General features: G+C 63.4%; 24 protein-coding genes. 9 read left to right on the top strand and 15 right to left on the bottom strand.

The window, feature by feature from the left end; all coding sequences use genetic code 11:
* Nucleotides 1-93: 93 nt before the first annotated feature.
* From AC1D75_RS07530 to AC1D75_RS07540, 3 genes are all read right to left on the bottom strand, one after another.
* Entirely contained in the window at nt 94-516 is a 423-nt protein-coding gene (locus tag AC1D75_RS07530; RefSeq protein WP_482135741.1) for a helix-turn-helix domain-containing protein, read from the bottom strand.
* Between the two features lie 251 nt (nt 517-767).
* Nucleotides 768-1,010, bottom strand: coding sequence for a hypothetical protein (locus AC1D75_RS07535; protein WP_495514655.1), 243 nt, complete (start codon nt 1,008-1,010; stop codon nt 768-770).
* 132 nt (nt 1,011-1,142) lie between these two features.
* Entirely contained in the window at nt 1,143-1,424 is a 282-nt protein-coding gene (locus AC1D75_RS07540; RefSeq protein WP_495514656.1) for a BldC family transcriptional regulator, read from the bottom strand.
* Between the two features lie 213 nt (nt 1,425-1,637).
* Here AC1D75_RS07540 and AC1D75_RS07545 point away from each other — a divergent pair, with 213 nt between their 5' ends.
* The 7 genes from AC1D75_RS07545 (at nt 1,638) to AC1D75_RS07575 (ending at nt 8,545) form a co-directional block, all read left to right on the top strand.
* Nucleotides 1,638-2,012 (top strand): DUF4229 domain-containing protein, encoded by a 375-nt coding sequence (locus tag AC1D75_RS07545; protein ID WP_495514657.1) that lies wholly within the window; start codon nt 1,638-1,640, stop codon nt 2,010-2,012.
* 2 nt (nt 2,013-2,014) lie between these two features.
* The gene (gene cds1, locus AC1D75_RS07550) at nt 2,015-3,166 is read left to right on the top strand and encodes an L-cysteine desulfhydrase Cds1 (RefSeq protein WP_495514658.1); all 1,152 of its coding nucleotides are present in this window, start codon (nt 2,015-2,017) and stop codon (nt 3,164-3,166) included.
* A gap of 82 nt (nt 3,167-3,248) precedes the next feature.
* Nucleotides 3,249-3,881, top strand: a complete 633-nt coding sequence (locus tag AC1D75_RS07555) for an ABC transporter ATP-binding protein (protein WP_495516006.1) — start codon at nt 3,249-3,251, stop codon at nt 3,879-3,881.
* Complete coding sequence (locus tag AC1D75_RS07560) at nt 3,878-6,418, top strand: ABC transporter permease (protein ID WP_495514659.1); 2,541 nt, start codon at nt 3,878-3,880, stop codon at nt 6,416-6,418. The genes AC1D75_RS07555 and AC1D75_RS07560 overlap by 4 nt, the downstream gene beginning before the upstream one ends.
* A 137-nt stretch (nt 6,419-6,555) precedes the next feature.
* Nucleotides 6,556-7,428 carry a DUF559 domain-containing protein gene (locus AC1D75_RS07565; protein WP_495514660.1) on the top strand — a complete coding sequence of 291 codons (873 nt, stop codon included), beginning with the start codon at nt 6,556-6,558 and terminating at the stop codon, nt 7,426-7,428.
* Nucleotides 7,429-7,496: 68 nt separating this feature from the next.
* Nucleotides 7,497-7,751, top strand: coding sequence for a helix-turn-helix domain-containing protein (locus AC1D75_RS07570; RefSeq protein WP_495514661.1), 255 nt, complete (start codon nt 7,497-7,499; stop codon nt 7,749-7,751).
* Nucleotides 7,752-7,783: 32 nt separating this feature from the next.
* On the top strand, nt 7,784-8,545 hold the full coding sequence (locus tag AC1D75_RS07575; protein ID WP_495514662.1) for a Clp protease N-terminal domain-containing protein: 762 nt from the start codon (nt 7,784-7,786) through the stop codon (nt 8,543-8,545).
* A 76-nt stretch (nt 8,546-8,621) separates the two neighbouring features.
* Here AC1D75_RS07575 and AC1D75_RS07580 read toward each other — a convergent pair whose 3' ends face one another.
* Nucleotides 8,622-9,491, bottom strand: a complete 870-nt coding sequence (locus AC1D75_RS07580) for a 1,4-dihydroxy-2-naphthoate polyprenyltransferase (RefSeq protein WP_495514663.1) — start codon at nt 9,489-9,491, stop codon at nt 8,622-8,624.
* A gap of 147 nt (nt 9,492-9,638) precedes the next feature.
* On the opposite strand from AC1D75_RS07580, the gene AC1D75_RS07585 reads away from it, so the two are divergent.
* Complete coding sequence (locus tag AC1D75_RS07585; RefSeq protein ID WP_495514664.1) at nt 9,639-12,875, top strand: AfsR/SARP family transcriptional regulator; 3,237 nt, start codon at nt 9,639-9,641, stop codon at nt 12,873-12,875.
* 1 nt (nt 12,876) lies between these two features.
* On the opposite strand, the gene AC1D75_RS07590 is transcribed toward AC1D75_RS07585, so the two are convergent.
* The 11 genes from AC1D75_RS07590 to AC1D75_RS07640 form a co-directional block, all read right to left on the bottom strand.
* Nucleotides 12,877-13,698, bottom strand: a complete 822-nt coding sequence (locus tag AC1D75_RS07590; RefSeq protein ID WP_495514665.1) for an ABC transporter permease — start codon at nt 13,696-13,698, stop codon at nt 12,877-12,879.
* Entirely contained in the window at nt 13,695-14,684 is a 990-nt protein-coding gene (locus AC1D75_RS07595) for an ATP-binding cassette domain-containing protein (RefSeq protein ID WP_495514666.1), read from the bottom strand. The genes AC1D75_RS07590 and AC1D75_RS07595 overlap by 4 nt, the downstream gene beginning before the upstream one ends.
* Before the next feature lie 127 nt (nt 14,685-14,811).
* Nucleotides 14,812-15,072: a LuxR C-terminal-related transcriptional regulator gene (locus tag AC1D75_RS07600; RefSeq protein WP_495514667.1), complete on the bottom strand. Its 261-nt coding sequence runs from the start codon at nt 15,070-15,072 to the stop codon at nt 14,812-14,814.
* A gap of 50 nt (nt 15,073-15,122) precedes the next feature.
* Nucleotides 15,123-16,277 (bottom strand): DUF8320 family protein, encoded by a 1,155-nt coding sequence (locus tag AC1D75_RS07605; protein WP_495514668.1) that lies wholly within the window; start codon nt 16,275-16,277, stop codon nt 15,123-15,125.
* Nucleotides 16,274-17,479, bottom strand: a complete 1,206-nt coding sequence (locus tag AC1D75_RS07610; protein ID WP_495514669.1) for a sensor histidine kinase — start codon at nt 17,477-17,479, stop codon at nt 16,274-16,276. Before AC1D75_RS07610 ends, AC1D75_RS07605 begins: the two co-directional genes overlap by 4 nt.
* Entirely contained in the window at nt 17,476-18,138 is a 663-nt protein-coding gene (locus tag AC1D75_RS07615) for a response regulator transcription factor (protein ID WP_495516007.1), read from the bottom strand. Before AC1D75_RS07615 ends, AC1D75_RS07610 begins: the two co-directional genes overlap by 4 nt.
* Before the next feature lie 187 nt (nt 18,139-18,325).
* Nucleotides 18,326-18,637 carry a hypothetical protein gene (locus tag AC1D75_RS07620; protein ID WP_495514670.1) on the bottom strand — a complete coding sequence of 104 codons (312 nt, stop codon included), beginning with the start codon at nt 18,635-18,637 and terminating at the stop codon, nt 18,326-18,328.
* 120 nt (nt 18,638-18,757) lie between these two features.
* Nucleotides 18,758-19,876 (bottom strand): o-succinylbenzoate--CoA ligase, encoded by a 1,119-nt coding sequence (gene menE, locus AC1D75_RS07625; RefSeq protein WP_495516008.1) that lies wholly within the window; start codon nt 19,874-19,876, stop codon nt 18,758-18,760.
* A gap of 25 nt (nt 19,877-19,901) precedes the next feature.
* On the bottom strand, nt 19,902-20,252 hold the full coding sequence (locus AC1D75_RS07630; protein ID WP_495514671.1) for a DUF3349 domain-containing protein: 351 nt from the start codon (nt 20,250-20,252) through the stop codon (nt 19,902-19,904).
* Between the two features lie 99 nt (nt 20,253-20,351).
* Nucleotides 20,352-20,633, bottom strand: a complete 282-nt coding sequence (locus AC1D75_RS07635; protein ID WP_495514672.1) for a hypothetical protein — start codon at nt 20,631-20,633, stop codon at nt 20,352-20,354.
* Between the two features lie 4 nt (nt 20,634-20,637).
* A complete protein-coding gene (locus AC1D75_RS07640; RefSeq protein WP_495514673.1) occupies nt 20,638-21,963 on the bottom strand; it encodes an inorganic phosphate transporter in 1,326 nt (441 codons plus the stop codon).
* A 214-nt stretch (nt 21,964-22,177) separates the two neighbouring features.
* Here AC1D75_RS07640 and AC1D75_RS07645 point away from each other — a divergent pair, with 214 nt between their 5' ends.
* On the top strand, nt 22,178-23,230 hold the full coding sequence (locus AC1D75_RS07645) for an LLM class F420-dependent oxidoreductase (protein WP_495514674.1): 1,053 nt from the start codon (nt 22,178-22,180) through the stop codon (nt 23,228-23,230).
* Nucleotides 23,231-23,241: the final 11 nt, after the last annotated feature.

The following is a 23,241-nucleotide window of genomic DNA, read 5'->3' on the forward strand; positions in this document are numbered from 1 at the left end:
TTGGTCAAGGGCGCCTTTTGGCATATCAGGTGGTCTGTGGCGTCACTTCAGAGGTGTCTCCGACGGCACTATCAAGGGCGTCTTCGACGCGCGTCAGCTCACGCGGTCGTTCTGCTGCTTCTTGACAACCTTCAGGAGTTCGATCACAACGTCGAGGGTGTCGGTCGAGATCGCCTCGTGCCGAAACGCTGCGAGGTGTGCGCCGGTCTCGGCGGCCATCTGCACATATTCACGTTGCTGTTCTACGCGTTTGAGATCCTCATCTGGATCCGTCAAGAAATAGGTGACGCTGATTTCGAATGCCCGGGAAATTGCTTCGACGGTTCGAAAAGACGGGGTTTTGGCTTTGCCGGTCCGCAGCTGGGAGATATATGCGTCACTGAGGGTGTAGCCGAGTTGGTTCGCCTTCAGGGCAATCTTCTTGCCCGTGTAGGGGATTCCGTTCTCGTCGCGCACGGTGCTGAACAATTCGTTCAGGTGGTCGGCAAACGTTTTTCCATCGTGTACAGCAGCCACTTATCTAACTCCCAGACCTGAGATTTGACCGCAGCAGTGTGAAGCGGTCGAACTAGAGCGTGACTCTACCTTTAAAGTTCGCAAAAGGGGTACCGAGAGCAGGCATCTTCTAGCAATTTGGGTACGTTAACTTTGGACTTAATCCGGCAAATATGGGCTGCGGAATTAGATCGCAATTTTTGGACAAAAGGCCAAAAAAATTTGGACAGTTGTGCAGGCTAAGTAACGTTAATCAGAAGGGCCAGCCAATGTCAGTCAGTGGAATTGGGCCGGTCGTCACCGTCGGAATTGAACTTCGGATTCTTGTCGCGGGCTTTGCGCTCCAGATCGTTCAAGAATTCGAGATCATCGTCCGGACCGACGGGTCCGCGCTTCATCTGACGTCGCGGAATCTGAGGTCCACTGGTCTCTCCGCCCGCTGCATCGGGCCCGAACGCGCGCCATGCAAGATAGGTCAGTGCCAGCAAGCCGATGATGGCGAGTAGGTAAATCATTTCGGCACCTCCAGAATCAAAGCCGTTGAGGCCAGGCTACTGGAGGTGCCGACCCGTGGTGCCTGCCTGAGCTGAACGCACGCCGCCGACAGATGCACGAGTGTGGTCTGAGCTGGTCGGACGTGATCTGGTTCAGCTACCGGTAGCGGGCGTGCGGCGATTGAGGAGCTCGACGACGTCCTCTTCGCGGAATCGGCGGTGTCCACCGGGCGTGCGGATGGCGCCGAGAAGTCCTGAGCTGGCCCACCGGGCGACAGTCTTGGGGTTGACGTTGAACATCGCGGCCACCTGGCCGGGAGTCAGCGTGTGCTGACTGGCAGCCTGGGGCGAGAGGATCGGTCCGGGGTTGTTCAAGCCGGGGTTGTTCAAGCCGGGCGTGGGGGCGGATTGTCCGAGATGGCCTGCAAACGTCATGGCTGCTCCTATCGAGTGGGCCGTCAATCGCATGCCGCAGGTCCCGGGTGGAGCTTCGGCAGAGATTGTGTGCAGTTCTCCCGCGTGTCTCTGGAGGAGCCTACGACTCATGGTTACACCGAAATGCCCAGGTATTCGAATAGTTAGGTGTTGGTAAAGCGATTGCAAAGCCGGACGTTCCCGGGCCGCTCGGTGCGCAGTAAGGTCTAGGACGTGAGCACGAACGAGCCATCTGCAAACAAACGGCCTTCTGCAAAGAAGGGCCGCACACCTCCTGTCGTGGAGCCGACGCCCGGTGCCGGACGCCGACTGGCGATCGACCTGGTGCTCTTCACCGGCGCCCGGATCGCTCTGGTGATCGCGTTGGCAGGCGCGATCTACCTGATCGGTCAGGCAGTGGGGATCGACGTTCCGATACTGGTGGCCGCGTTCTTTGCGGTGATCATCGCCTTGCCGTTGGGAATGTTGCTGTTCAAGGGCCTGCGGGACCGCGTGAACGTCGGTATCGCGACGGTCGATGCCGGCCGCAAGGCGCAGCGCGAGAACCTGACGTCGCGGCTTCGTGGTGAAGACGGATCTGACAAGTAGTCATGGCGAACGCTGGGGGCGGCGCGGGGCCGGGGTGGACGCGTCAGGTCGACAGGCGGGCCGATCGCGGGTGGGTCGACAACGCGATCCGGCTCATCGACGCCGATGCGACCCGTAGCGCTGACACGCATCTACTGAGATTTCCGCTGCCTGCCTGGTCGCGGTGGGACACGACTTCGGGTGCCACCGGGATTTCGCTCTATCTGAAAGACGAGAGCACCCACATCACGGGTTCGCTCAAACATCGTCTGGCGCGGTCGTTGTTTCTCTATGCCCTGTGCAACGGCTGGATCACCGAGGGGACCACGGTCATCGAGGCCTCATCGGGTTCGACAGCGGTGTCCGAGGCCTACTTCGCGCAGTTGATCGGCGTCCCGTTCATCGCGGTGATGCCCGCGACGACATCACCGGCCAAGATCGGGCTCATCGAGCGACAGGGTGGACTCTGTCATTTTGTCCACCGGTCCGATGAGGTGTACGCCGCTGCGCAGCAGTTGGCCGATCAGACGAACGGCCACTTCATCGATCAGTTCACGATGGCCGAACGCGCCACGGACTGGCGTGGGAACAACAACATCGCCGAATCCATCTTCAGCCAGTTGTCGCAGGAAGAGTTCCCGGTGCCGACATGGGTGGTCGTGGGTGCCGGAACCGGCGGAACCTCGGCCACCATCGGCCGCTTCATCCGATATCGGCGGCACCACACCTGGCTGTGTGTCGTCGACCCCGAGAACTCGGCGTTCTACCCGGCCTATCGCGACGGTGACGCGGATCCGGCGGGGCCGTTGCCCGGCTCCCGCATCGAAGGGATCGGTCGTCCGCGGGTCGAGCCCTCGTTCGTCTCACAGGTGATCGACCGCATGGTGTCGGTACCCGACGACGCGAGCATCGCCACCGCCAGACGCGCCAGTGAGGTCCTGGGTTGGCGGGTGGGTGGGTCGACCGGAACCAACCTCTGGGGCGCGCTGCGCCTGGTCGCCGAAATGCGAAGGGAAGGTACGCCGGGCAGCGTCGTCACTCTCCTGTGCGACGGCGGGGATCGGTATTCCGACACGTACTACAACGACGACTGGGTCGCAGGTGCCGGTCTGGATCTGACCCGTGCCGAAGCGACACTGGAGAAGTTCTTTACGACGGGGGAGTGGATTGAGTGAGCAGAGCTCGGGATTGAGTGACGTCCGGGAGACGGATGGACGGCCGATCGTGGAAGCGATCAATCTGGTGCGGGAGTACCAGATGGGGCAGGAGAAAGTCCGTGCACTCGACGGTCTCAACCTGACGCTGCAAGCGCGTCAGTTCGTGTCCATCGTCGGGCCGTCCGGCGCAGGCAAGAGCACGCTGCTCCATGTCCTGGGGGCTTTGGATGTCCCGGACTCCGGATCGATCATCGTCGATGGTCTCGACCTGGCGACGTTGTCCGAGGAACAGCAGTCCGAGTTCCGGCGTAAGCGGGTCGGATTCATCTTCCAGTTCTTCAATCTCATCCCGACGATGTCGGCATGGGAGAACGTCGCGTTGCCACGGCTGCTCGACGGTAAGTCGCTCAGGTCGGCCAAGTCGGAGGCCATCGCACTCCTGGATCGGGTCGGGCTCGGCGAACGTTCGAAGCACCGACCATCCGAGCTGTCCGGCGGACAGATGCAGCGCGTGGCGATTGCGCGGTCGCTGATCATGAGCCCGCGGATCGTCCTCGCCGATGAACCGACCGGAAACCTCGATTCGCAGACGGGCGAATCGATCCTGGAGTTGCTCTCCGAGGTCGCGCACGAAGGTGACGGTCGACTGGTGGTGATGGTGACCCACGACAACAAGGCCGCTGCGCACGCCGACCGGACGATCACCGTGCGGGACGGGAAGATTCAGGCGTGAAGCCGTCGGCACTGTTCGGGCCGGTTCTCGCCGGCCTGACCCGGATCAGGCTTGTCAATCTCCGCGAACTGCTCGGCCACCGGCTCCGCGTGACCACCTCTCTGATGGTGGTGGTGGTCGCCTCGGCGCTGTTGGTGGCGGTGTTCGGGACCTACGGGTCGCTGACGTCGTCTGTGCAGAAGCTCAGCGACACCATTTCCGGTACGGCCGACCTCGAGGTCGCCGGGATCGTCGACTCCGGTGTCAGCGATGAGCTGATGGGTGCAATTCGTCGCGATGCCCCTGCTGCGAGAAGCGTTGTGCCGCTGATCAACAGCCCGGTATACGTCGACGGCGAGCGAATCACGGTTCTCGGCAGTGACAACAACATCACTGCCCTCGGTGGTGGTCTCCGCGATGCCGTGGAGTCGGCCGTCAGTGACGGCGGCACCAACGTGACCGAGTTGATGTCCGGGATCAGTGTCGGTAAGGCCACGGGATTTCAGAAGGGTCAAAAGGTTTCGATCAACGGCGTCGACACCGAGGTCACGATGGTGATCGATGCCCCGGAAGCCGGCAGCATCAACGGGGGCAGGTTCATCTTCGCCTACCTCGGGTTGGCGCAACAGCTGACCGATCACGAAGGCCGCGTCGATTCCATCCTGGTGACGAAGGAATCCGGGAGTTCCACCGATGAGCTCCGTGAGCAGCTGAACTCGGTCGTCGATGGCCGCGCCGCCGTGGTCAGTCCCGACTTCCGCACGAAGCAGGCCGAAACAGCCTCCGCGACAACCCGTAATTCGACGCTGCTGGTGTCGCTGATCTCGTTGGTGATCGCCGGGTTCCTGGTTTTCAACACGATGAACATGGCGGTCGCATCGCGGCGTTCATCGATCGCGATGATCCGTGCCCTCGGCGGGCGGCGCGGACCACTGGTTGCCGATCTGGTCGGTGAGGCGGCACTGTTCGGACTGGTTGGCGGACTGATCGGGGTACCCGTGGGCATTCTCGCGGGGCGCTGGGCGATCGGTCAGTTGCCCGAGGTGTTGGGATCTTACGGCGCAACCATCGAGTTCGGGCTCCCGTCGTATGCCGCGCCTGCCGCGGTTATCGCCTGCGTCCTGGCCTGTACCGGGGCAAGCGTTCTCGCGGCCCGGTCGGTGTTCGCGGTGTCGCCGATCGAGGCGATGTCCGGTGGTGTCGCGGCCGAGGGCCGGGCCGGCCGGGGGATCGCAGCAAAGATCTGTGCCGTCCTCGGGGTGGTTCTCATCGTTGTCGGTGTGATCATGGCCAACCGGATCCAGAGTGCCGCGGTGGCGACCGCCGGTATCGTCTTCTGTGTCGGCATGCTGCTGGTGTGTTACTCCGTCACAAGGCCTTTGGTCGCTGCGGTCAGCCGGCTCGCGGCACTGCTCGGCGGACCTGGAAAGCTGAGCGCGGTCAATACCGAACGGGCACCGCGCCGGGCCTGGGCGACCCTGATGACCGTTGCGGTCGCGATCACGGTCGGCCTGTGTACCTCCGGCGTGATGAGCAACCTGGTGTCGTCGATCACCAACTCGTTGGATGGCTTGGGCGACACAGACTTCTACGTGTCCTCTCATGACAAGGCGACCGTCCCCGATGGGCCGATCCTCGACCCGGCGGTGGCCACCGCGATCGCCGAGGTGCCGGGGGTGCAGAGCGTTGTCGGTGGCCAGTGGGCCTCGGTGAACATCGGTGAATCCCTGGTGCTGTTGCAGGGGCTGCAACCGGGTACCAGCGCGCCGTTCGTGAGCAAAGGGTCGCCGGAGGTGATCGATGAGGTTCTGGCCGGACGCGGCATGATCATGTCGCGGACGATGGCGACCAATCTGGGTGTCGGGACCGGTGATTCGGTCGAGATCGCCTCACCGACCGGGTACCACGCACTGCCGGTGCTACAACTCGTCGACTATGTGAGCATCAACTCGGGTACCGCGGCGATCTCCCATGACCTGTTGTCGCAGTGGTTCAACCGGCCCGGTGACACCTATCTTCAGGTGACGCTCGAACCCGGTGTGTCGCAGGAAGATATCCGACCTGCGCTCGATTCGGCCGCCGACGGCGCCACGACGATGCCGACCTCTGTCTACACGGGCCAGGAAGGCCTCGACGCAACCAAGGCGTCGGTCGAACAATCCGGTGCCTTCGCGATCGCCATCCAGTGGATCGTCGCGGTTGTCGCCGCCATTGCATTGCTGAACACGTTGATGCTCTCGGTGATCGAGCGAAAGCGTGAACTCGGTGTCCTGCGCGCCATGGGTGCCTCCCGCAAGTTCGTCCAGCGGATGGTCCTGGCCGAAGCGGCAGCGGTCGCGGCGGTGGGGTCGTTGCTCGGTGTCGTGATGGGAACCGGTCTCCACATCGTCGGCAACAAGATCCTGGCGCAGTCCACGTCGGTGGAGGTGGTCTATTCGCCGCAGCTGCTGATCGTCGGTTATGTCGTCGTCGCCTTCGGTCTTTGTTTTGCCGGGTCTTTCTTCCCCGCTGCACGCGCCGGCCGGATGAACATCAGCGAGTCCCTCCTCACCGAATAAGATCCCGATCTTGGTGGGTTTTGGTGAGTATTTACCCAGGTCGGGCTCACCAGAACCCACCAGAACTGGGGCGCGGCCTGTGGATAACTCGACAGTTCGTGGCGCTGACGGACTTGGTGGGTCGGCAGACTCTGGCCATGGGGGAATTACCAACCGGGCCGGCGCGTGCGGCCGATCTGCTCGACGTCATGTCGCGACATCAGCTCCGGCTCGAGTACCGCTCTATCCTGCGCGGGGTGTGGTTGCGCAACGATCAGGAGGCCGACTTCGGCGTGATGTCGATTGCGGCCGGGATGCTCAACGACCATGCGGTGCTCTGCGGTTGGTCCGCGGCCCATATCTGGGGCAATCCTTATCGTCCGAAGGTCGCCGAACCGGAAATCGTGGCGCCGATCGATGGCAACAAGCGCTATGAGGGCGTCTGCGTTCGCCGCGTCCAGATCGATCCCGATGAGATCGTCGACCTCGATGGAGTTCGATGCACCTCGCTCGCGAGAACCGGTATTGATCTGGGACGCTTTAATCTTCGCGATGAGGCGGTTGGTGCGCTCGACGCGATGGCCCGGTTGTGGCCCACCCTGCTCGACGAGATGCGTGCCGAACTCAAGCGGTGGGAGAACCACTGGGGGATAGGTAAGGCGATCACAGCGATGCGGCTGGTCGATGCTCGGGCGGAGTCTCCCTGGGAGACCCGCCTGCGTCTGATCCTTTTCGACGAGTGTTTGTGCGGGTGGGAGCTGCAAGTCGAGGTGATGTCCGGGCGCTACCGCCTCGATATTGCGTGGTCGAAGCTCAAGGTCGCCGTGGAATACGACGGTGCCCATCACCGCACCTCCGAACAACATGCCAAGGATCTGGAGAGATGGAACAGATTGCGGGCAGCAGGCTGGATCGTCATCGCCGTCACCGCCGCAAACATCCGATCCGGGCGCGCCGAATTCGTCGAGCAGGTCCGTACTGCTCTGCACTCGAGAGGTTGGTCCTGTCCCGATGTTGGTGGGTTTGGGTGAGCCTGAACTGGGGGAATGCTCACCCAAACCCACCAAAATGGGGCAGTTCCGGGGTGAGTTGTCAATAAATGTTGACAGCTCATTGTTGTCAGGGTAACTTGACAATCGTGCAAGACAACAAAGATGACATCACCACAGCAGTTGCCGATCGTGATCCGGCCAAAGGGCTGGCAGCGGTCAGGGCACTGCGAACGTTGGCCGATCGCCTCGAGGACGTACAGGTCGCCAATGCCCGGCAGCAAGGCTGGAGTTGGCAGGCAATCGCCGACGTTCTGCAGGTGAGCCGTCAAGCCGTGCACCAAAAGCATTCACGCGGCGAATAGCCGCCGCATTCCATATCAGGAAGCGAGACAATATGTTCAACCAAGTCACTCGCGAAAACAGGATGACCCTGGTTTTCGCCTATCAGGAGGCAGCCGACCTCGGACACACCGCACTCGGCAACGATCATCTCATCCTCGGCATGCTGTGCAACGCCCGGAATTCGGTGTTCAACATTCTCGGTGAGCAGGGTTTGACCCTGGCTCAGGCCCGTGAAGTGGTGCGCGAGTACCACGAGGCCAACAAGTCGGGCGCGGACACTGACCGTGTCGATGAAGACCGGGACGCCCTCGCGGCCATCGGGATCGATCTCGACAAGGTTCGCGCAGCGGTCAAATCCGCATTCGGCGATGACATCACGGACAACTGGGGCAAACGTCGTGGTGGCCGTGAAGGTGGCCGTCGGGGCGGCCCGCATGGAGGTCCACACGGACACGGCGGCGGACCACACGGACGCGGAGGACCTCACGGTCGTTTTCGCGGAGATCCAGGGGAGCGTCCCGAAGGTGACGACACACCTCCGTGGGACCGCGAAGAAGGTGAACGCGGCCCCTGGGAAGGCGGCCGTGGCCGACGGGGACCGCGGGGTGGCACGCGCCGGCCCAAGTTCACAACCGATGCCAAAGCGGCAATCACTCACGCGGGCGTCATCGCCCGTGACGCCGGCCGCGCGTTGACCGCGGAGGATGTCCTACTCGGCATCCTGGCCACCGATGATGCGGCCTCGAAGGCGCTCATCGAATCGGTGACAACACCGGAAGCCCTGCGTGAGGCCGTCCTTCAGGCCGCCAGCTAGCCGAAATTGGTGGGTTTTGGTGAGGTCGACCTGCGGGTTTGCTCACCAAAACCCACCAGAATCGGGGGTGGCGGGGTCAGGCCACGAGCAAGCCGATCGTGGTGCCGATCGACCACAGGAGCATTGCCAGGCCGGTCAGTCCGAGCGCGGGAATCAACGCCGGTCCACCGGCGCCTGCGCGCACCGGTACGTTGGCCTTGTAGGCCAGCGGGGCTGCGATCAGACCGAGTAACGCCCACGGGGTCGCCGCGATCAACGCGAGGGTGACAATCGTCGGAATGGCCACGAGTGTCGTGTGCAACATCCGAGTTCGCTTGTCTCCCAGACGAACAGCGAGCGTGACCTTGCCCGATTCGGTGTCGGTGGGGATGTCGCGGAGGTTGTTTGCCACCAGGACCCCACTGGAGTAGCAACCCACCGCCACCGCAGCCAGCACACCGACCCAGTCGATCTTCTCGGCCTGGACAAACTGTGTGCCGAGGACAGCCACAAGTCCGAAGAACACGAAAACAGAAACCTCACCGAAGCCGCTGTATCCGTAAGGGTTTCGGCCACCGGTGTAGTACCAGGCCGCGACGATGCAGGCCAGGCCCACCAGGATCAGCCACCAGGCGCTCGACAATGCGAGTACCAATCCGGCGATCCCGGCCACCGCCAGGGCAGTCATCGCCGCGGTCTTCACCGACTTCGGGGTGGCCACCTTGGAACCGACGAGGCGCATGGGACCGACCCGTACGTCGTCGGTGCCACGGATGCCGTCGGAGTAGTCGTTGGCGAAGTTGACGCCGATGATCAGGGCCAACGAGACCACCAGCGCCAGCGCCGCCTTCCACCACACGATGTCGCCGGCCCAACCGGCCGCACCCGTTCCGGCGATCACCGGGGCGATCGCGTTCGGGTAGGTACGGGGCCGAGATCCTTCGAACCACTGCGCTGCGGAAGCCATGGGATCATCCTTCCCCACCGACTTTCGACATCATCTCTGCCCACCCCTTTGGTCGGACTCCGCTGGGATCCGTGTCCGCGATACTCTGTTGGGGCACTGCTGACCTGCAGTTTTGTTTGACAACCGGTGACCTATAGCGAGGAACACGTGCAATCTGTCGGAGTGGCACCGATCATCGGACTGCTCGGACCGGTCGCCATCGCGGACGAAAACGGACAAATGCGACCCGTTCCGGGGGTTCGTGCACGACGATTGCTCGCCGTGCTGGCGTTGGCACCGGGTAGCCAGCGGTCACAGTCGGCCCTCATCGACGGTGTCTGGGGCGACGATCTGCCCCGGTCGCCGCAATCGGCGTTGCACACACAGATCTCGCGTCTTCGGCCATTGCTTCCCGACGGTGCCATCGAAGCCGGTCCCACCGGATATCGATTGACTCTCGCGCCCGAGGCCATCGATGTCTTTGCGGTTCAGGCGTTGCTGACCAATGGCTCGGCGGAGTCTCTGGATGCGGCCTCGGACCTGTGGCGCGGCGAGCCAGGTGACGATCTCGGGGACGACGATCTCGCCCGTGCTGTGCGGCAGACCGCCGATCGTGTACTCGCCGACCTGGACGAACACAGATCGCGCAAAGCATTGGCGGACGGGGATTTCGACACCGCCCGGACCCTGGCCCAACGACGATGTGATGCCGATCCGCTCGACGAGTCTGCGCACGCCACGTTGATCCGCGCGCTGTCGGGCATGGGCCGCAGCGCGGAGGCGTTGGCGGTATTCGCACGTCTGCGCCGCACGTTGTCGAGCGAACTGGGTGCCGACCCGGGCCCGGAGATCGTTGCGCTGCACGAACAGCTGCTGCGGCCGCCGCTTGCAGCCGAGCCTCCACGAGAGGCCGCCCGTGCGATGTCGGTTGGTCTGTCGGCCGAGCCCAATGAGCTGCTCGGTCGTACCGAAGACATCGCCCACATCCTTTCGCTGCTCCGACAGTTCAGAGTTGTGACGATTCAGGGACCCGGCGGGTCCGGAAAGACGCGTATTGCCAACCGCATCGGACATCTGGTTGCCGATGACGGTGTTCGTGTCTTCTTTGTCGAGTTGGCCTCGGTGCGCGGAGCCGACGACGTGCTGGCCGCTGTGGCCGCAACCCTTGGCGTCGGTGAATCGGACGTCGGTCCCGCGGGCCGCCCACGCCTGGCCTACTCCGACCTGCAGAGCCGTCTGTCCGATGCCCTGACGTCGGAGAGCCTGGTCATCTTCGACAACTGTGAGCACGTGGTGGACGCCTGTGCTCAGATGGCGACCGAACTCATCGGAATGTCTGAGAAGGTACGGATTCTGACGACGAGCCGGTCGCCGCTGCGGGTCGGTGCAGAGGTGACCCATCAGCTTCCGTCTCTGTCCATCGACGAGAATGGCTCGGCGGCAACCGATCTGTTCATCGCCCGAGCGCGCGCGATCCGACCGGATGTTGCCATCGACGCCGCCGGTGTCGCCGAACTGTGCCGGGCCCTTGACGGGCTGCCGCTGGCCATCGAACTTGCCGCGGCGCGGGTACGAACCATGAGCGTCGCCGAGATATCTGAGCGCTTGTCGCAACGATTTGCCCTGTTACGCACCGGAGATCGATCATCACCGGCCCGGCACCGGACATTGCACGCGGTCATCGAGTGGAGCTGGGATCTGCTCGATGAGCCCGCGCAGGTGGCGATGCGCCGGTTGTGTCGTTTCCCGGGTGGGTTCTCGCGTGCTGCCGCGGCCGAGGTCGTAGGTGTCACCGACTTCGAACTCGACGACGACCTGGAAGCCCTTGTCGACCAGTCGCTTCTGCAGGTCACCGAGAACGGCAGGATGCGCTACCGGATGCTCGAGACCGTGCGGGAGTTCGGTGAGGAGCAACTGGCGGCAACGGACGAAGGCGCTCAGGTCAACTCATCCATCGCGCGCTGGGCCCGGGGATTCGCTGACGATGCCAAGGATCCGTTCGAGAACGGGGAGCAGCCGGCGGTCCTCGCCGCGGTGGCCGCAGAGGCTGACAATCTGGTCTGGGTTTTGCGACGCTGTATGGACCCCGATATGTCTGCGCGCCCGGAAGGCTGGGAGCAGACGATCATCACCTGCTTCCCGGTCCTCTCCGGGTTCTGGTCGATCAGGGGCCTGCACGGTGAGGTGATGACCTGGGCGCCGCGGGTGATCGCCGAATTGCCGTACCTGGACCAGACGGCGGTTGCCGCGTTGACCGAGGCAGAACGTGAACATCGACAGGCCACCTACCTCATCGCTGGTGGTCACTTGAGGATGATCCGGCAGTTTCGTCCCCTCGCGGTGGCCAAGTGGCAGCTCAGGAAGCTCTTTCGCGCAGACCTCGCCGACGCCACGCCGATGGACTTCGCCTCCTCGATACTGCTGTCACGCAGTTCCACCGGTGCCCTACGCCGACTCGTTCTCGGCACCCGGAGCAGCAATTCGCAGGTTCGGATGATCGCAACCACCCTCTCTGCCAATGCCCGTGAGAACAACGCTGATCGTCGCGGGGCCATGAAATCTGCCCGCGCGAATCTTGTTGTTGCAGAGTCCCGGCAGGATCATTGGGTAATGGCGGCCACTCTGGTGGAGATCGGTAGTCTGCACGGCCAGGTCGCCGACTACGACATGGCGATCGAGAATTATCGTCGTGCGATCACACTGTTCGAGCAGATGGGTTCCGAACATGATCTGCGGCAGACCCGCGGCTACGTGGTGGCGGGACTCGTCGGCGCCGGGCGTATCGATGAAGCGCGAAAGGAGTTCGCCGTCTTTGCCGAGGGGTGGGTGCCTGCGGATCCGGATCCGCGGATCCATCCTGAGGTTGCCGCGGGGATCCTGGTGTGTGCCGCCGAGCTCGAACGGTACGACGATCGTGTTGATGATGCGGCAGACCTGTTCGACCGTTCGGCGCGAATGTTGTTGTCCGAGCATCCATTCCCAACACAGGATCCCTTTGTGGGGATGGTGATCAGCGTCAGTGTCTGTGGACTGGCACTGGCAGGCCACGTGGCAGAGACCGAAAGGTATCTGCGCAATCTCGCCGAGATCGCGAAGTACATGTTCGAGCCCGGTGGCTTCTACGACCTTCCGCAGTTCGGTTCGATAGCGCTGGCTTTCGGTGCGTCGATCAGCGGCATACACCCCGGATCGGTCGACGGTGCGCGGCTGTTGTTGCTGGCACAGCGGGTGGGTTGCCGGTTGGACTACCCGACATTCATGGCGGTGATGGACCGGCGGCAAGAGTTGGCGGGCGTGAACGACGAGATGTGGAACGAACTGGGAGTGGAAATCGACAAGATGTCCCGCCGCCAAGCGGTGCAGGACATCTTGTCGATCACTCAAAAGTTCATGGTCACTGCCTGATTCACGTGTTGCGCATGTACGACTTCACGGTGAGCGGCGCCATGATCGCGATGATGATCGCGGCCCCGACGAGTGACCAGAGCACGTGGATGCCGACGTGACCGTTGTTGGTCAACTCGCGAACGGCCGTGACCAGGTGTGAGATCGGGTTGACTTCGACGAAGGCTTGCATCCAGCCCGGCATGGTGTCGGGTTCAACAAAGGCGTTGGAGATGAACGTCAGCGGGAACAGGATGAGCATCGAAACACCCTGTACCGCAGATGCTTTCTTCATGATCGTGCCCATGAACGCGAAGATCCACGACACCGAGAAGCTGCAGACGATGACCAGGAGTGTGGCGCCGATGACCCCGAGCGGGTCGGGTCGCCAGCCCATTGCGATGCCGACGGCGAAGGTGATGGCCGTGGCGATCAGGTACCGGATGACGTCGGCGAGCAGTGCACCTGCCAACGGACTGATCCGGGCGATCGGTAACGACCGGAAGCGGTCGAAGACGCCCTTGTCCATGTCTTCTCGAAGTTGGGTCCCGGTGACGATGCTGGTGACGATGACGGTCTGGACGAGTATGCCGGGGATGATGATCGGAAGGTAGTCCTGCACGGTGCCTGCCACCGCGCCGCCGAAAATGTATGTGAACATCAGCGTGAAGATGATCGGTTGCAGCACAACGTCGAACAGTTGCTCGGGGTTGTGGCGGATCTTGAGCAGCCCGCGGTAGCCCATGGTGAACGACTGGGCGATCGTGTCGCGGAGCCCGATGGCCGTGACCGGCCGCGGCGCGTGTTCGGCCACGGTGTTCGGTTTTTCGATGAGTGTGGTCATGCTGCGTCCTCCTGCGAGGTGGTATCGGATTCGGCGGGTTTGCCGGTGATGGTGAGAAAGACCTCGTCGAGGCTGGGCTTCTGGACGTTCATGCCCTCGACGACGATGCCGTGCTCACGCAGTGCGATGAGGATGTCGGGCAACAGATCCGGGCGGATCAGCGGAGCCGTGATGCGCCCGGCCTCCGGGCTGAGCGTGGCCTGTTCGGAAAGGATCCGCTCGATGATCGCCATTGCGGCCGGCGCCAGAGATTTGTCGGCGGGTGTGAGTTGCAAGGTGGTCGAGCCGATGGAGTTCTTCAATTCATCGGCGGTTCCGTCGGCGATGACCCGGCCGTGATCGATGACGGCGATGCGATCGGCGAGTTGGTCTGCCTCGTCGAGATATTGGGTTGTCAGCAGCACGGTGCTGCCGTCGGCCACGAGTCGCCGGATGGTGTCCCACATCTGGGCTCGGGTCCGCGGATCGAGCCCCGTGGTCGGTTCGTCGAGGAACAGCAGTGGGGGAGTTGCGATCAGGCTGGCGGCCAGATCGAGCCGGCGCCGCATGCCGCCGGAGAACTCCTTGAGTGGGCGTTTCGCGGCGGCGGTGAGCCCGAACTCGTCGAGCAGGTCACTGGCCCGTTGCCGGGAGGCTCTCCGGCTCTTGCCCAACAGGCGACTGAAGACGATGAGGTTCTCGGTGGCCGAAAGGTCTTCGTCGACCGATGCGTACTGGCCGGTGACACCGACGAGCGACCGCACCGCGACCGAATCGTCGGCGACGTCGTATCCGAAGATCCTGGCCTGCCCGGCGTCGGGTCGCAGAAGTGTGGCGAGCATGCGGACGGTGGTGGTCTTGCCCGCCCCGTTGGGGCCGAGGACGCCGTAGACCGTTCCGGTGGGAACGACCAGATCGACGCCGTCGACGGCTCTGGTGGAACCGAAGTGTTTGACGAGCCCGTGGGCCTCGATGGCCGGTGCTCCGGAGTGCAGTGGTGGGTTCATGAAACACACAGTGCGCGCAGGCCCTGTCGTCGCACTGTCACGTTCTGTCGCCGGCTGTCACCTCGTCCACGTGAAACGGGGCGTGGTGGCGCCGGTTTCCCAACTCAGTTGGACGAGTGTGTGATTTTCACAGCTCGTGGAGCTGGACGTGTCCGTCCTGCAGGGCGCGCGCGATGAGAGCTGCCTTGGTGGTGGCCGGACGTCCGATGGCGGCATACTTCAGCCGGATCCGGTTGATGTGGGTGCTCACCGTCGCCGATGTGATGAAGAGGGTCGCGGCGACTTCGGACTTGGTGTCCCGCATGGCCCATTCACGAAGAATTTGGATCTCGCGGGCTGTGAGTGCGGGGGCGGGTAAGGGCTCAGAAGTGTTCAATGGCAGCGACATGTTCGGGGGTACTCCTCGGATACCGGACGGAGGCTATCCGGCGGATAACCCTAACCAGGGCGGTGGTGGGGCCGGTAGTCGCCAAAGGATGTGCCACCAGTACTGGGGCCATCGTTGTCTGAGCTAACTAGATCGTCTGTGGCCTGCCCCGGGAGTTGATGTGAGCGAATGTCTTTCGCGATATTGCCCATCGTGTCGATCTCGATCCGGGTGGTTCGGGCCTCGCCGTGTTGATAGATGGTCGCCACATTGGTGCGTCCTGGCGGCATGACCCGGACCCGGACCTCGCCTTCGTCTGCGCTCTGCAAGGCCGCGGCGACTTCGCGCCGAACGGTTGCCCTGATCGATTCGGATGCGCCGAACAGTCCGCCGTCATCGATCAGCATCACCTCGACGCCCCGGGCGCGGGCAGCGCGGGCCGCCGCGGTCGTTTCGGGGCTTGCGAGTGCGGGTGCGCGGAGCTGGTCGCGCAGGTGGGCCTCGAGCAATTCACACGATTGGCGCTCGGCGTCGGTCAACGGCACCCCGGTGGCTATCCGCGCGAGCGCCGGTTGCGCGAGTTCGCCGAGTTCGGCGAGCCGGGTGTGCCGCTCCTGGAGGGCAGCGGCGACGGCGGAGGCTCTCGCTGCGCGCTGCGCTCGGGCAGCGCGCAGCGAGAGGACGGATTCGGTTGTCGACCGGAGCGCGCGGGCGATCAATGTCACCGCCAGAAGTCCCCCTGCGTTGTACAGCGGTATGCGCGCGCCCTCCCAGATGCCCTGGTCGGTCGTGGCGGACCAGAACACATGCACGACGACCGCGACCACGACGCTGATCCAGGCGAGGGCATACCGTCCACGGATGCACATGAAGATGTAGATGAGCGTCGCGTATCCCGACACCCACACCTGATTTCCGATGGCCAGCGGTACCGGGACGACGATCAGCAGGATTGCGGCAGCCAGCGGTGGGGCAAGGGCGATCGCGATGGCAGCGCCAAACGGCAATGGATCGTGCGGCACGGTGATCAGGGCGATCGTCGCCGCGGCGATGATCCCGACAACCAGCAGCACCGGCCAGCGGGGGGACACGCCGGCCAGACTCTGAGATGCCCCGAAGCACATCGCGACCACGACGAGTCCGACCATCGCGCAGGTCATCGGGGTTCGTAGGCCCAAGATGTCGCGGACGTCCACGGGGTCGACGAGTTGTTTCGGGTTGGTCATGACCTGATCCATCGCAGCCGAACCCGGGTGCCCTGGCCGGGTGAGGAAACCACTTCGGCACTACCGCCGGTCAGGCCCTCCATCCGTCCATGGATGCTCCCGGACACGCCGAGTCGATCGGGGCGGACATTGTTCAGTTCGAAACCCGCACCGTCGTCGGCCACCTCCACGCACAGCTCGCTTTCGGTGACGAGGACGTCCACCGATCGCGCCGTCCGGGGCCCCGCATGCTGAACGCTGTTGCGAGCCGCTTCGGCCGCGGCTTCTGCGACCGTCCACAACACCGGTCCCGGAAGAGGCTCATCGCGGGCCCGCGATGAGATGTCGGTGCGCACAACGAAGGTTCCGTCGACCTCGGTGACCGTGAGAATGATCTTGCGAACCGCGTCGTCGACCTCGAGCGGTGAAGCGTCGGTCTCGCCGATGGCCTTGAGGGCGTCGAGTTTCGACAGCGTGCTCGTCGCCTGCGACACGAGCTCGGCGGACATCGGATGCCGAGCGGCGCTCAGCAGCGTCGACATCACCCGATCGTGGGTCAACGCGTCGAAACGGGCACGCTCGTCGGCTCGCGCAACTATGGCCGCGGCGTCCGCGGCGGCCAAGGAAGACTGCACCCGGGTTGCATCAAGGACGCGCCCGGATCGAAGCGCGGCAACCGCGATCGCGTAGGGGATCGCGGTCAGACAGATGCTCCAGGCGATGTCGGTGGGTACCGCGGTGTCGTACCTGGGCGTGTGGACGGCATCGTTGACGAATTGGACTGAGACCACCACATAGATCAGATAGGGCAGCGACCACCGCACTCGCCAGACCACGGCGGCGGTGACCGCCGCAAATCCGTTGAACTGGGTGAACCACATTCCGTAGTTGGCGTCGATGAGCTCCCCGTTCCACACCAGCGGCCACGTCGCGATCGCAAGCCCGTAGCCAACGGCCAGCGCCCGTCCTGACCACCGCACCCAGGTGACATCGGGCCGGCGGAACGAGACCGCGAACATCGCGCCTGCGACGCCGTAGATCGCCAGCACCACGGCGATGGTCCACCAGACCGGGACCACATCCGTGGAACGAACGATGGCGCCGAAGAGGAGGGCAAAGCTCAGAAGGTAGGCGACACCGAGATAGCGGCAGAACTGACGAAAGATGTTGTCGGCGGAGCTTCTGGAATCAGATGGCGTCAGCGAGGTAACGGGCTTCCTCAACGGCGGAACAATCTGGGAATCGGCAGCCAGCCGTCTTCCAGTGCGCGCTTGTAGAGGTCGGTTTTGGTCGGTGCGGGCCTGCCGGCGTCGGCGTATTTGCGCCGGATCCTGGAGAGGTAGGCGTTGACGGTCTCGATCGACAGTCCCGTGATCGACGCGACCCGTGCCGCGGGCTCGCCGGAGGCGTACAGCTCGAGTACTTCACGCTGACGGGGGCTGAGATCGACCGATCCCAGGTCGGGGTCGGCGTCGATGGCCGCAGCCCAATCCATGGTGGCAACCGTTTGTCCCTGGGCAGCGAGCCGGATGGCCTCCACCAGCTCTTTGTTGCGGGCAGACTTGCGCATCACACCGGCAACCCCGGCGGAGATGGCCGACCGGACCAGGTCTGGATAGTCCGCGGTGGTGAAGACCAGGACGTTGATGTTGTGGGCATGGAGTTGCTCGGCGTTGACCTGTGGACTGGAACCGTCTTCGAGACGCAGATCGAGTACAACGACATCGAGATCTGTGGACGCGGCCAGCAATTCCCTGACGGTGGCCGCCCCCGCGACAAACGTCATTCCGTCCGCTTCTTCGATGATCGTTTGCAGACCTTTGAGCTGCGACTCGAAATCCTCGACGACACCTATCCTGTAGACGCGCCCTGAATCGCTGATGCTCACCTATCCCCGGACCTTCCCCGGTCCCGTACACAACGGTCTTGTGTAAAGGACCCCTCGTTCATTCCCAGCTTCGGCACGAGACTTTCTTCTGCACAGCTCCCCGGCTGCTACTCGGCCGAAATTCTAGGTGACGGAGTAACTTTACCCATCGCAACCCGGAATGAAACATCGGCCGATGTACTCAGCGGTGGTTGAGGAGCCGGTAGAACAGATTTCTTTGACGATTTGTCTTCATGGACTGCCCTCGCATCACCGCTGCCTGTTCGGCGGTGACGGCTATGCGGATCAAACCGCAACCACCGTCGAATGGCGCGAGGGCTTCGCCGATGACCGCCGAATCATCGCTTGCGTGAGCGGCTCTCATGGCGTGGCCGAACGTGGTGGTGGACGGGACGAGTAGATCGCCGGGGGTGATCGGCCCGCTGCTGTCATCGACTTTGCAATACACCGTCGACGGAGCGACCGCTCTTCGGGTGAGGCTGATGGAAGTCATGTCAACGGCCTTTCAAGTCTGACGAGTGCTTGATGACAGCCTGCTTTGTGTGGGGCGTGCGGGTCTCGGGTAGTCGACTACCCGAATTCCGCGTCCCTCTACCCATAGCGGACGCCGCGGTTATGGGCGCAGAAGTGCGCGCAGCGCGGCGCGATCGATCTTGCCCGGACCCCGCCTTGGCAGCTCATCGACGACGTGTACCTCGCGCGGTACGGCTGTTCGATCAAGTTGTTGGGCAGCAAAGGCTTTCACGGCTTCTGGGCTGATCGCAGCGCCCGCGGCGGCGACAACCGCGGCGACCACCTTCTCGCCGAGCCGATCATCGGGTAATCCGAGTACAGCGCACTCGCTGATCGCCGGATCGGCCAGTAGTACCGCCTCGACCACCTGCGGCACGATGGTCAGACCGCCCGTGGTGATCGCCTCGTCTGCCCGGCCGATGATGGTGAGCACGCCATGCTCGTCGACTTGGCCCAGATCGTCGGTCCGGAACCATCCGGCCTCGGCGAACGCAGGGTGGTCGGGTAGTCCGCGATAGCCGGCCGCGACCATCGGGCCGCGCAGGACGACCCGGCCTGGGGGTGTGCCGTCGATGCGGATCTCGACCCCGCGCAAAGGTGCGCCGTTGTAGACGCAACCGCCACAGGTCTCGCTCATACCGTAGGTCCGGACGATGGGTATGCCGGCCTCGATTGCCCTGCGACGCAAAGGTGCCGGGGTCGCCGCACCGCCGACGAGTACCGCGTCGACCTCGCTCAGAGCGGCGGTCGCGGCCGGGTGCTCGAGGACCTTCACCAATTGGGTTGGCACCAGCGATGTGTAACGGCGCGTCGACGTCATCGAGGCGATCGCGTCGACCAGTGCGGCGGCGTCGAAGCCGTTCGACACATCCATCGTGACCGGGGCGAATCCGGACCGGATGGATCGGAGGAGCACCTGCAGTCCCGCGATGTGATGCGGGGGCAGGGCCAGCAGCCATCCGCCTTCGCCACCGAGGTATTCGTGGGTGGCGTCGATCGATGCGAGCAGTGACCCCGCGGAATGCATTGCACCCTTGGGTGTTCCGGTGGTGCCGGACGTCGCGACCACCAGTGCGACATCGGGGTCGATGGGCTCTCCGGCACCCAGTGCGGTGCACAGCCGCGCGGTTTCGGTGGGGTCGGCGGCCGGGACCGGCAGGTAACTCACCGAACCCGCCAGCAGATCGGTCAGCGCTCCGATATCGGGTGTGGCCGACAACGGCAGGGGTCGCAGAACCCGCGGTTCACTCACCGGTTTCGGAGTTGCCGGCCGGATCGGTCAGGGGATTGGGATCGAACGGCCAGCCCTTGGACTCGAGGTGCTTGCGGATACGTTCCACATCGGCTTCGAGGGGCAGGTCGTCGGTGATCTTGGTGATGAGGACCCCGGCGTCGATCGAGGTGATCGGTGCGGGCCGACTATCGGCCATCTGGCCGCTACCGATCAGCTCGCGGGAGACAGACGTGACCTCTTCTTCGGACAGTTGCCTGCGAAGTAGTGCGAACAGGGGTACGTAATCGCTGGATGGGACACCATTGGGGTAACCCTCGCGGAGCCAGCTGACAACTCTGGTGAGAAATTGCGGCCGATCCATTTCGCCTCCTTCGCAACTCGAGGCGGTCCCCGGCAGCCTCTTCCAGACTGCCCGGGCTCACCCGATTTTACTGATCTCGATCACCAACACCCGATCTGATCAGCTCTCTACAAACGGAAACAGGTTGATGCCGAAGTAATAGTCGATTGTCCCGCGGGTGATCCACAGGATGCCGACCAGAACGACCGCTGCGATGATCGCGAACAGAACGTATGCGATGCCCTTCAGCAGCGGATTCGATGGCGTCATCGTCCCATCGGTCTGCACTTCACTCGATCCGGCGGCGTAGAGGCGGATACCCACCGCGTAGACGGCAGGCAACCCGGCGCCGAGGACGAGGCCGACAACCAGAACGCGGAGGATCGATTCGAAGGTTCCCATCGCCTCAGACCCCTTCCTTCTGGCTGAACGGTCTGGGGGAGGCGGCCGCATGTGCGTCGTCGATGATCGCCACCGGGATGTTCGCCTGCTTCTGAGCGGTTACGGCCGCATCGTCGGATTCCGCGGCTGCGAGCTCGGCGGGGACGGCACTGCCGGTGGTCTCGTCCCAATCGGCGTTGACGTTGTGGCTGTCGATCTTCTGTTGCTGCGCACGCCAGTACATGTAGCCGCACGCAGCGACGAGAATCGCGAAGATGACGATCGCGCCGGTCGCGCCACCGGTCAGGTTGGCGATCGCGAACGAAACCGCGCCCATCAGTCCGGCCGCGGGAAGAGTGAAGATCCAGGCCGTGGCCATCCGTCCGGCAACCGACCAGCGCACCGAGGCGCCCTTTTTGCCGATGCCGGAGCCGAGGATGGATCCGGTGGCCACCTGCGTGGTCGACAGCGCCATACCGGCGGCACTCGACGTCAGGATGATGGCTGCCGACGATGCCTCGGCCGCCATGCCCTGCGGGGATTCGATTTCGACGAGACCCTTGCCCAGGGTCCGAATGATGCGCCAGCCGCCGAGGTAGGTGCCCAGCGCGATGGCGGCGGCACAGCTGAACACGATCCAGAATGGCAGGCCGTGCTCCACGCTCGAGGCGTCGAGGTGTCCGCCCGCGATCATCGCCATGGCGATGACGCCCATGGTCTTCTGTGCATCGCCGGTGCCGTGGGCCAGCGCGACCAGCGATGCGGTCGCAACCTGGCCGACCCGGAATCCCTGCGCCGTTTTGCTGTCGGCGATCGTCTTGGTGAGCTTGTAGATGAGATAGGTGCCGCTGGCGGCCACGATGCACGCGATGACCGGTGCCAGCAGGCCCGGGATGAGGATCTTCTTGGTCAGACCCTCCCAGTTGACCCCGGACGAGCCGAGCGCGGCGATGCCGGCGCCGATCAAGCCGCCGAACAGTGCGTGTGAAGAGCTGGAGGGAAGTCCGAACAGCCATGTGAAGACGTTCCACAGGATGCCGCCGACGAGGCCGGCGAAGATGATGAGCATGGCCTTCTGGGCGTCGAGGCCACCGATCAGAGCGCCGGTATCGTCGCCGCTGGTCTGCTGGATCTTCAGCACATCTTTGGTGATCGTGGCAGCGACCTCAACCGAGAGGAAGGCGCCGACCAGGTTCAGGATGGCGGCGATTGTCACCGCGGTCTTGGGCTTGAGTGCACCCGTTGCGATGGACGTTGCCATCGCGTTTCCCGTGTCATGAAAGCCGTTGGTGAAGTCGAATCCAAGTGCGGTGATGACGAGCAGCACGAGGATCAACATTTCTGCGCTCATACTGAATATTCTGCGGTCGACGCGGCCGAATTTCCTAAACGGTCATCTGTTCGAAATCTGACTTGACCAGCAGTTAGGTTCGCTCCACACATATGTTCATTCATTGTTCACCTTCGGACCACTCGCGGGGGCGTGACAGAAGCCGGTTCAGGGTGATGTGACACACTTTTCTAAACCTGTCTCGTAGATCTGCGCGGCCCTTGGGAGGACACATATGAAGATCGGCATGGGCATCAACTACTCGGGAGATTTTGCCGAGACGATCAACAATCTCGTCGACTTCGAAAAGGTTGGGCTCGATCGGATCACGGTCCCGGAAGCGTATAGCTTCGACGCGGTCAGTCAGCTCGGTTTCATCGCAGCCAAGACCACGACTTTGGAACTGGCAACCGGCATCTTGCCGATGTACACGCGGACACCAACCAACCTCGCAATGACCGCAGCCGGCCTCGACTACATCTCGAACGGCCGCTTCGTGATGGGCATCGGCGCCTCCGGGCCGCAGGTTATCGAGGGTTTCCACGGTGTGAAGTACGACGCCCCGGTCGGCCGCGCGCGCGAGACAGCCGAGATCTGCCGGATGGTCTGGCGTCGTGAACGGACCGAGTACAGCGGCAAGTACTACAAGCTGCCCTTTTCCAAGGAAGACGGCGGCACCGGACTGGGCAAGCCGCTCAAGATCATCAACCATCCCGTGCGTGAACGGATCCCGATGCTGCTCGCCGCCATCGGTCCCAAGAACGTGGAGCTCGCGGCCGAGATGTTCGAGGAATGGCAGCCCATCTTCCTGCATCCCGAGCACCTGTCCACGGTTTTCGGTGAGTCGCTGGCCAAGGGCAACGCCAAGCGCGATCCGTCACTCGGCAAGCTGGGGGTCTCGGCCACCGTCACCGCGTTGATCACCGACGACAAAGAAGCGCAGAAGAACGCTCTCGAAATGGTCAAACATCACTCCGCCCTGTACATCGGCGGCATGGGTGCACGGGGCAAGAACTTCTACAACGACCTCGCGGTTCGCTACGGCTACGCCGACGCCGCCAAGAAGGTCCAGGACCTTTATCTCGACGGAAAGAAGGCCGAAGCGGCCGCGGCGATTCCGGACGAGCTCGCTTCCGGTATGTCGCTCATCGGTTCGGCGAGTTATGTCAAAGAGCGCCTCGCCGCATTCGACGAGGCAGGCCTGAGCATGCTGCTCGTCGGCTCACCGGCCCCGACCCATGAGGCTCGCGTCGACCAGATCCGTCAACTCAAAGAACTCACAAGCTGACCTGATTGCCG

It is taken from the genome of Williamsia sp. Y712, assembly GCF_059445525.1.

Excerpts from the sequence above, each read along its gene's own strand:
- AC1D75_RS07600 (WP_495514667.1), bottom strand. The coding sequence starts at position 15,072 with ATGTCGCTGCCATTGAACACTTCTGAGCCCTTACCCGCCCCCGCACTC.
- AC1D75_RS07570 (WP_495514661.1), top strand. The coding sequence starts at position 7,497 with ATGTTGACAGCTCATTGTTGTCAGGGTAACTTGACAATCGTGCAAGAC.
- AC1D75_RS07575 (WP_495514662.1), top strand. The coding sequence starts at position 7,784 with ATGTTCAACCAAGTCACTCGCGAAAACAGGATGACCCTGGTTTTCGCC.
- AC1D75_RS07540 (WP_495514656.1), bottom strand. The coding sequence starts at position 1,424 with ATGACGTTTGCAGGCCATCTCGGACAATCCGCCCCCACGCCCGGCTTG.
- cds1 (WP_495514658.1), top strand. The coding sequence starts at position 2,015 with ATGGCGAACGCTGGGGGCGGCGCGGGGCCGGGGTGGACGCGTCAGGTC.
- AC1D75_RS07595 (WP_495514666.1), bottom strand. The coding sequence starts at position 14,684 with ATGAACCCACCACTGCACTCCGGAGCACCGGCCATCGAGGCCCACGGG.
- AC1D75_RS07565 (WP_495514660.1), top strand. The coding sequence starts at position 6,556 with ATGGGGGAATTACCAACCGGGCCGGCGCGTGCGGCCGATCTGCTCGAC.
- AC1D75_RS07605 (WP_495514668.1), bottom strand. The coding sequence starts at position 16,277 with ATGACCAACCCGAAACAACTCGTCGACCCCGTGGACGTCCGCGACATC.
- AC1D75_RS07630 (WP_495514671.1), bottom strand. The coding sequence starts at position 20,252 with ATGGATCGGCCGCAATTTCTCACCAGAGTTGTCAGCTGGCTCCGCGAG.
- AC1D75_RS07535 (WP_495514655.1), bottom strand. The coding sequence starts at position 1,010 with ATGATTTACCTACTCGCCATCATCGGCTTGCTGGCACTGACCTATCTT.
- AC1D75_RS07620 (WP_495514670.1), bottom strand. The coding sequence starts at position 18,637 with ATGACTTCCATCAGCCTCACCCGAAGAGCGGTCGCTCCGTCGACGGTG.
- AC1D75_RS07640 (WP_495514673.1), bottom strand. The coding sequence starts at position 21,963 with ATGAGCGCAGAAATGTTGATCCTCGTGCTGCTCGTCATCACCGCACTT.
- AC1D75_RS07590 (WP_495514665.1), bottom strand. The coding sequence starts at position 13,698 with ATGACCACACTCATCGAAAAACCGAACACCGTGGCCGAACACGCGCCG.
- AC1D75_RS07555 (WP_495516006.1), top strand. The coding sequence starts at position 3,249 with ATGGGGCAGGAGAAAGTCCGTGCACTCGACGGTCTCAACCTGACGCTG.
- AC1D75_RS07635 (WP_495514672.1), bottom strand. The coding sequence starts at position 20,633 with ATGGGAACCTTCGAATCGATCCTCCGCGTTCTGGTTGTCGGCCTCGTC.
- AC1D75_RS07580 (WP_495514663.1), bottom strand. The coding sequence starts at position 9,491 with ATGGCTTCCGCAGCGCAGTGGTTCGAAGGATCTCGGCCCCGTACCTAC.
- AC1D75_RS07645 (WP_495514674.1), top strand. The coding sequence starts at position 22,178 with ATGAAGATCGGCATGGGCATCAACTACTCGGGAGATTTTGCCGAGACG.